This is a genomic window from Pedobacter sp., from assembly GCF_045628745.1.
Classification (GTDB): domain Bacteria; phylum Bacteroidota; class Bacteroidia; order Sphingobacteriales; family Sphingobacteriaceae; genus Pedobacter.
In genome coordinates, this window is the sequence record NZ_JAZQPU010000150.1 from 1 (window position 1) to 5219 (window position 5219).

Genomic DNA, 5219 nt, shown 5'->3' on the forward strand with positions numbered 1-5219 from the left:
CGATGAAGTAATTGGCCCCCGCATTGCAGGAGATTTTCTGCAAAGCCTGGGTCTTGAACCTGCCACCATTGACCATGTACAGCAAATTATAAGAAACTTAAGCTTTAAAGCCAGTTTAGGGGAAATTACCTTTGCTTCTAAAGAACTTGACATTGTGCAGGATGCCGATCGCCTGGATGCCATTGGCGCTATTGGCATTGCCCGTGCCTTTACTTATGGAGGCTTTAAAAACAGGGTGCTTTACGATCCGGAAATTAAACCGCAGCAATACGCGGATAAGGAAGCTTATAAAAATACAGTAGCCCCTACTGTTAATCATTTTTATGAAAAGCTGCTCCTGTTAAAAGACCTCATGAAAACCGATACCGGTAAGCAACTGGCGGCCAACAGGCATGAATTTATGCTGAGCTACCTTCAACAGTTTTTTGCAGAGTGGGAAGGCATGCAATAAACTACCTCACAAAAGTAATGTAATCTGTATTCACGGGCTCTAAGCCATTTCTTCTCATCTGCTGGGCAATTTGCGCTCTATGATATACGCCATGGTTAAAGATATGGAGTAAAATATCCTGGACTTTGGTTTGATATGACATCCCCTTGCTATTGGTATAGCTGATCACCTGATCGAGCATGCTTTCATCTACAACAATTTCTTTTAAAGCTGCCGATGACTGCTGGTGCATTTCATTGCAAGTAACTAAAGAATGCTCTTGCCATGTGGTTAGCGTAGGCTTTACACCCTGAATCCTATTCAGCCATATCACTTGTGCATTGACAAGGTGACTTAACATCCGCAGGTAAGGAAAACGAACAAAGGTATCTTCCTGTGCTAATTTGTTGAAGAGAATATTGTTAGCCCAATCGTTGTAATGACATAATTTGATTAATGAATCTTCCATATCGAGAGGTTTAGTATATGAATAATTTATACATGCATATTTATAACTGTTGAAGGTATAATTTATTTTTCTTATAAACCACCACAATAAAATGCTAATTTTCATAGTTTATATTACTACATTTGTTAGTAATATAAAGACTATGTTTGACCGGGTTAGTGAAAAATTAAATATTCTTGCGGATGCTGCAAAGTATGACGTTTCCTGCTCTTCCAGTGGCAGTAAAAGAACAAACCACAACAAAGGATTAGGCAATGGCCACATGTCTGGCATCTGCCATACCTATACCGAAGATGGCCGTTGTGTATCGCTTTTAAAAATATTACTCACCAATCACTGTATTTTTGACTGTGCCTACTGTGTATCCCGAAAAAGCAATGACATTGAAAGAGCTGCTTTTACTGTTGATGAGGTGGTGCAGCTGACCATGAACTTTTATCGCCGCAACTATATTGAAGGTTTATTTTTAAGCTCCGGCATTTTCAAGAATGCCGATTTTACCATGGAGCGCCTGCTGCGTGTGGTAAAACGCCTGCGACTGGAAGAACGTTTTAACGGTTATATCCATTTAAAAACTATCCCCGGCGCAAGTGAGGAACTGATCAGGGAGGCCGGTTTATATGCCGACCGCATGAGCATTAATCTGGAAATGCCTACAGAAAGCGGCTTGAAATTGCTGGCACCAGATAAAAGCCATGCTGATGTGATTAAACCACTAGGAGATGTGCAACGACAAATTATTCAGTTTAAAGATGAGAAAAAACTGATCAAGAGTGTTCCTCAGTTTGTTCCTGCCGGCCAGAGCACACAAATGGTGATTGGTGCCACGCCAGAAACTGATAAAGACATCATGCACACTGCAGCAGCATTTTACAAGAACTTTTCTCTTAAGCGTGTTTATTATTCGGGTTATATCCCCATTAGCAATGATAGTCGCCTGCCAGTTTTAGGTACCTCACCACCGCTGGTGAGAGAAAACCGACTTTACCAAACCGATTGGCTGATGCGTTTTTATGGTTTCCATGTCAATGAACTCCTTAATGATGCCCATCCTCACCTTGATATTGACATTGACCCCAAACTCAGCTGGGCATTGCGCAACCTGCAGTATTTCCCTATAGACATCAATGTGGCCAGTTATCAAAACATATTAAGAGTGCCCGGCATTGGCGTAAGTTCGGCAAAAAAGATTGTTCAAGCACGCAAGTTTGGGAAATTACGTATCGACCAGCTTCAAAAAATTGGTATTGCTTATAACCGTGCAAAGCATTTTATTAAATGTGCCGACAGTCCTTATCAATTTAAGGATTTTCAAAACACTCAAATTAAAGCTTTTATTTTGGCAGAAAGCCAGAGTAAATATTTAAAAAATGATACACAACAACTGATCTTATTTTAGAAGCAGATGATCTATGTATTTGATGGAAGCCTGGAAGGCCTGTTATGTGCCGTGTTTGAATGGTTTGAGCGCAAGCCTGGAAAGATCATCCTGAAAACGGAAAAGCTTTACCAGCCTGATGTTTTCACCGCTCATTTTCCAGTAATCAATGATGCTCAAAAAGCCGATAGGGTATGGAAAGCTTTACAAAAGAAACTAGACAAGGGCTGGATGAGGCGTTATTATTGTTGTTACCTTTCTGAACAACCTGAGGCTTACAGTCATCTTTTTGAGTTGACCTGCATGCTTTTTACGGGCCAAGCAGGGGCTGAAAATAACTATGGTGATCCATCTGTATTAGCGGTAACACAATGGGCTAAAAAAGTAGAAAGAGAAAAACACCGCATGGAAGCTTTCATCCGCTTTCAGCAAACCGCCGATGGCTATTTCTACTGTGGTATAGATCCTGACTTTAATGTTCTGCCCTTAATTATGGGCCATTTTAAAGCACGGTACGCAGATCAGCGCTGGATCATTTACGATCTTAAAAGAAATTACGGCTTACATTATGACCTTGAACAGGTAGAAGAGATTCATGTATCAGCAGAAGACCTCCATCGTTTTAAAAAGCCAGCAGCAGCAAATTTACTTTCAGAACAGGAGGTTCATTATGGCAATCTTTGGAAAAATTATTTTAAAAGCACCAATATTGTAGCTAGAAAAAACACCAGGTTGCATGTACAACATGTGCCTAAGCGGTATTGGAAATATTTAACAGAGAAGCATTCTCTCTAATTGCAGCGTGTTTCTTCGGGATATGCTGAAGTTTTCGATGTAACCAGTCGGGGTTAAAAGGTTTACTAAGCACATCATTCATTCCTGCCTCTAGAATACGTTCACTTACATCGCCAGAAACAGAAGCAGTTAATGCGATAATATAGACTTTGGCTTTCACAGGATTCTCCATTGCCCTGATGTTAATAGTGGCCTCATATCCATTCATTTCAGGCATTTGAATATCCATTAAGATCACATCATAATCCTTTATTTCCAACATTGAAATAACTTCCAGCCCATTTACGGCTACATCAAGTGTAATCCCCCATCTACTAAACAGCTTTTTCATAAACAGGGAGCTCATCATGTCATCCTCTGCAAGTAAAACCCTTAATTGGGTGACTTGAATAGCTGGCTGAATAACTGGAATCTTTGGTATTTTAGACGTATTTTTTGCAAGTGGAAATGTTATATTGAAATAAAATTCAGCCCCCGCATTTAATTCGCTTTTGACCTGAATGGTGCTGTGGTGTAAGGCAAGCAATTGTTTTACAATAGAAAGTCCTAAGCCTGTTCCGCCAAATTTACGGCTTGTTTGAAGAGATGCCTGGGCAAAAGGATCAAAAACAACCTGTTGCTGGTCTTTACTTAAGCCTAATCCAGTATCCTTAATGGAGAAGCCGATGACGGCCATTTCATTTACTTTCTTCAATACCGTAACTGTTATGGCTACTTCGCCCTGTTTGGTGAACTTAATGGCGTTGCTTAAAAGGTTAAAAATGATTTGTACTATTCGCGTTGGATCTCCAATTACCAGGTTTTTATCCAGAATAGGATCTATAAAGGATATAAAATTTAAACCTTTATTTTTAGCTTGTATCCTTAGACCTGCACAGGCATTATTGATTAATTCAAACAAGTTGAAGGAGATGGCCTCTATCTCAACCTTACCTGAATCAATTTTATTTAAATCGAGAAGATCATTGATTAAAACCAGCAGATTTTCAGCAGAAAACTTTAAGATATTTAGATTCTCCTTTTGAGTCTTGTTTTCATTGCCTTCAACCAATAAATGAGTCATTCCAATAACAGCATTCAAAGGCGTTCTGAGTTCATGAGACATCGATGAGAAAAACAGGCTTTGTTTTTTGTAAACTTCGCCCAGCTCATCAAAGAGTTTTTTCTTTGTTCGAAGAGCTTCATAAAGCAAATTGCTGTAATAATGGTGGGCTATAAAAGTAATTCCAAAATTAATGGTGGTCATCAATACAAAAAAAGTTACCTCGGCCATCCCCAAAGGCATTGCTACTGTTTGTTTGATGATCAGTACATAGAACAAAGGTACAGTAGCCAAAATAGAATAAAAGAATGCCCATTTACTTTTCAGTGCATAAAAACTCCATATACAAATCATAAATATGGTCTGTATGGTTAAAAGGGTTAAGTGGGAATTCAAATAAAACGTCTTGGTAAACAAAAAAAAGAGACTGCTTGACAGGGCTAAATGAATAAGCTTTTTAAGGTATTCGGGCTTTGCCAATAAGGTTTTTAGCAGTACAACCGTAATCACAACTGCCAGACAACAGAAAATTACCTTTCTGAAATCATTTTCTAATATAGCAAATGGAAAGATGACGGCAATTTTCACATAATTGAACAGAACCACATAATAAAAGATAGTAATGAGCCCTTGCTGCACAGAATCCTCCACGCTTAAAAGGGTTTTCTTTAAAGGACGGGTAATGAAACTAAAAATAGAGAGCATGCCGTATTTTTATTTTAAAGATATAAAATATCTCGTTAATCACCAAATGGTAACAACCTTATAACATTAAGGAAATGATATAACATGTAGCTTAAATCAAGATTCTATGTGTTTTATAATGACTCATACTAAGGACACTTTCAGCAAAAAATCTCTGCACTAGTAAATTATCAATGCCTTTTAAGAAAGAATAAAGCACATAAATTGTTTTTAAATCACCATTCTTAGGGCAAATTGAAATAATCTTGTAAATTGCTCATATGAAGTTAAGTGTATTAGTTCTCATTACTGCGCTTGCCGTTGCGCTCTCTATTGGTTTGGTTAATTTTCACTTCCAAAACAGCTGGTATTACTTGTTGGTCTCCTTTGGCGTTTCCTTTGTCACCAGTTTTATTGTTTT

The 5219-nt window shown here is 38.4% G+C and carries 5 protein-coding genes; 3 read left to right on the forward strand and 2 right to left on the reverse strand.

All coding sequences use genetic code 11. The features are described from left to right. A partial coding sequence (locus ACR2F7_RS06135) for an HD domain-containing protein (protein ID WP_432712701.1) occupies positions 1-451 on the forward strand: 451 nt, incomplete at its 5' end. Position 452: 1 nt separating this feature from the next. Here the strand turns inward: ACR2F7_RS06135 and ACR2F7_RS06140 are convergent. After that, positions 453-899 (reverse strand): DinB family protein, encoded by a 447-nt coding sequence (locus ACR2F7_RS06140; protein WP_432712702.1) that lies wholly within the window; start codon positions 897-899, stop codon positions 453-455. Positions 900-1041: 142 nt separating this feature from the next. Between ACR2F7_RS06140 and ACR2F7_RS06145 the strand changes: the two genes are divergently transcribed. Continuing rightward, positions 1042-2298 carry a putative DNA modification/repair radical SAM protein gene (locus ACR2F7_RS06145; RefSeq protein WP_432712703.1) on the forward strand — a complete coding sequence of 419 codons (1257 nt, stop codon included), beginning with the start codon at positions 1042-1044 and terminating at the stop codon, positions 2296-2298. Between the two features lie 6 nt (positions 2299-2304). After that, positions 2305-3072, forward strand: a complete 768-nt coding sequence (locus tag ACR2F7_RS06150) for a TIGR03915 family putative DNA repair protein (RefSeq protein WP_432712704.1) — start codon at positions 2305-2307, stop codon at positions 3070-3072. On the opposite strand, the gene ACR2F7_RS06155 is transcribed toward ACR2F7_RS06150, so the two are convergent. Continuing rightward, positions 3029-4819, reverse strand: coding sequence for an ATP-binding protein (locus tag ACR2F7_RS06155; RefSeq protein WP_432712705.1), 1791 nt, complete (start codon positions 4817-4819; stop codon positions 3029-3031). The genes ACR2F7_RS06150 and ACR2F7_RS06155 overlap by 44 nt on opposite strands. Positions 4820-5219 lie beyond the last annotated feature (400 nt).